The sequence below is a fragment of the Mesorhizobium sp. M2C.T.Ca.TU.002.02.1.1 genome, assembly GCF_003997225.1.
Map to the genome: position 1 here is coordinate 1 of NZ_RZTO01000739.1, position 3,088 is coordinate 3,088.

Consider the following 3,088-nt stretch of genomic DNA (forward strand, 5'->3'; position numbering starts at 1 on the left):
CACCGCCGGCACCGTCAGCCAATGCTCGTAGAGCTGCGAGGGCAACTCGACGAAGTCGCGGCTGACCGAGGTGCCCGAAACCGACGGCCAGGTCACGTCGGTCAGCATGCCGTGCAGCGCATGGCCGAACTCGTGGAACAACGTCTTCGCCTCGTCGACGGAAAGAAGCGCTGCTTCGCCGGCCGGCGGCTTGGCGAAGTTCATGACATTGTAGATCACCGGCTTGGCACCATGGCCGAGCTTGTAGCCTGATTGCAGCGCGCTCATCCAGGCACCCGAGCGCTTGGAGGGCCGAGCGAAATAGTCGGCCAGGAACAGGCCGCGCTCGCTGCCGTTGGCATTCTTCACCACGAAGACGCGAGCGTCGGGATGCCAAACCGTGATGCCCTTCTTCTCCTCGAAACTGATGCCGAACAGGCGTGTCGCCACATCGAAGCAGGCTTCGATGACGCGTTCGAGCTGCAGGTACGGCTTCAGCTCCGCCTCGTCGAAGGCGAATTTCTCGGCGCGCAGTTTTTCCTGATAAAAGCGCCAGTCCCAGGCCGCGAATTTCTCGTTGCTGCCGGCTTCCGCCGCAAGCCGCTCCAGTTCCTTCTGGTCGGCGGCCGCCTTTTCCAGGGCTTTCTCCCAGACCGGATCGAGCAGCTCGTGCACGGCCTCCGGCGTCTTCGCCATCGTGTCGTCGAGCTTCAGCGCCGCGAAGGAGCCGTAGCCCAGAAGCTTCGCCTTCTCGGCGCGCAGCTTCAGCATGTCGCGCACGACATCGGAGTTGTCGGAGGCGCCGCCGTTCTGGCCGCGCATGATGAAGGCTTTGAACGCGATCTCGCGCAGGTCGCGGCGCTCGGAGAAGGTCGAGAACGGCTCGTAGATCGAACGCGACAGCGTCACCGCATAGCGGCCTTTCTGGCCGCGCATCTCGGCCGCTTCGGCCATGGCGCTCTTCAAAAAGTCGGGCAGGCCGGCGAGATCGGCCTCGTCGAGGAACAGCGCCCAGTCGCGCTCGTCGGCGAGCACATTCTGGCCGAATTGGGTGCCGAGCGAGGAGAGCTCCTCATTGATGGCCGCAAGCCGCTTCTTGCCGTCGGCGTCGAGCTTGGCGCCCGACCGGACAAAGCCCTTCCAGGTCTTTTCCAGGACGCGCAGCGTCTCGGGATCGAGCTTCAGGCTGTCGCGCCGCTGGTAGAGGTCGTCGATGCGGGCAAACAGTTTCTCGTTCATCGAGATCGCCGAGAAATGCCTGGACATCTTCGGCGAAACCTCACGCTCCATTGCCTGGATCGTGTCGTTGGTGTGGGCGCCTGCGCGGCACCAGAAGATCGATGAGACATGGTCGAGCGCCTCACCCGCGAGCTCGAGCGCGGCAAGCGTGTTCTCGACGGACGGCGCCTCGCTGTTGCCGGCGATCGCGTCGATCTCGGCCTGATGCGCCGCAAGCGCGGCGTCGAAGACCGGGCCGAAATCATCGTCGCCGATGCGCGAGAAATCCGGCAGGCCGAGCGGACCTTGCCAAAGGGTCAGCGGATGGGCGGCGAGGTCGACGGCTTTTGACATGGGTAAATCCGATTGGGAGTTCGATAGGCGGCGGGCAGTCCCGGATGTAGGGCGATGCCGCGCATCGCGCAACTCGGGTGGCTCCGGATTTCACCTTGGAGCATTCAACGCGCTGGTTCATCGCAATCGTTGGAGATTGGCCGAAGCCTTCCGAACTTCGTCATCCTAGGGCGGAGCAGCCGCAAAGCGGCGTCGCGTAGACCCTAGGATCCATTCCGTTACCTCGGCCTGAAGGTGCCGCGGAGCAGAATTCTGCGCCGCAGCAGCGCTCGTATGTCACGGAATGGATCCTCGGGTCTGCGCCGCGTCGCTTCGCTCCTTGCTTCGCCCGTGGATGACGATCGCGATAGGCGTTTCGGCCAATCGCCAAGGCATGCGACCCACCAACGCAAACGCTAGTAGCCGCTGCAGTCCTGTGCCACCGCCGTCTGGGTGCTGGCGACGATGCGGCCGCCGGCGACGGTGAAGGTTTCGCGCATCAGCGTGTCGTTGCTGGGAAAATCATAGCAGGCGAGCACCGTGGTCCGGCCGTTCTCGCTCTTTTCGATGCGATGGCGGATCGCCGCGCCCGCGACCGCGCCCTGCCATTCGTCGATCGAGGCGATGAAATCCTCTTTGGACTGGACGACGCCGATGTCGTCGAGCTTCATGCGCACGTCGTCGGCAAGCAGGTCGGACAATTCGGTGCGGTCGGCGACCAGCAGCGCCGAGTACCAGCGGTCGATGATGGCGCCGTCGTCGGCGCTGGCGCGGACGAGCGAAGACAGGAGCAGCCCCGCCGCAAGAAATATCCGCCACCAGCTCTGCCGCACCACGCCTCCCTTACAGCTCCGGCCGCTCGAAATCGCCGGTTTCCTTGTTCATCACCCACAGCTCCCCGGCCGAGATGTCGAACCATGCGCCGTAGAGCGAGAGCTTGCCCTTGCCTTCGAGGATCGAGACGCAGGGAAAGGTCCTGAGATTGGCGATGGAGTAACGGACGGAAATGCGCTCCAGCGCCGTCTGGCGCTCGGTTGCCGTCATCATCGTGCTGGCGGCCACGGTCTCGGCGGCCGGCGCGATCAGGCTCATCCATTTGCCGATGAAGTCGCCGGGCGACAGCGGCGCCGAATTGGTGTCGAGCGCGGCGCGGATGCCGCCGCAGCGGCCATGCCCCATCACCACGATGTTCCTGACCTTGAGGCTCTGCACGGCGAATTCGAGCGCGGCCGAGGTCGAGTGATACTCCCCGTCCGGCTCATAGGGCGGCACCAGATTGGCGACATTGCGCAGCACGAAGAGCTCGCCGGGACCGGCATCGAAGATCGCTTCCGGCGCCGAGCGCGAATCGCAGCAGGCGACGATCATCGTCTCGGGCGCCTGGCCGTCGCGCGCCAGCGAGCGATAGCGGTCGCTTTCCGTGGGGTAGCGGCCACTTATGAAGTTGCGGTAGCCGGCGAGGAGGTGCTCGGGGAGATGAGGCATGGGCGGCTAGAGCCTTTCCGGGGGTTGGAGGCGGCAGCTCGTTGCGATCGAAAAAGCCTCTAGCGGCAAATGC

General features: G+C 64.6%; 3 protein-coding genes. All 3 read right to left on the bottom strand.

Annotated elements, in window-relative coordinates:
• Window positions 1-1,551, bottom strand: a 1,551-nt coding sequence (locus EOD07_RS28570; protein ID WP_127237745.1) for a M3 family metallopeptidase, incomplete at its 3' end; no start/stop codon positions are given.
• Between the two features lie 395 nt (window positions 1,552-1,946).
• Entirely contained in the window at window positions 1,947-2,342 is a 396-nt protein-coding gene (locus EOD07_RS28575) for a nuclear transport factor 2 family protein (protein WP_245470533.1), read from the bottom strand.
• A gap of 31 nt (window positions 2,343-2,373) precedes the next feature.
• Entirely contained in the window at window positions 2,374-3,015 is a 642-nt protein-coding gene (locus tag EOD07_RS28580) for a carbonic anhydrase (protein ID WP_127237747.1), read from the bottom strand.
• Window positions 3,016-3,088: the final 73 nt, after the last annotated feature.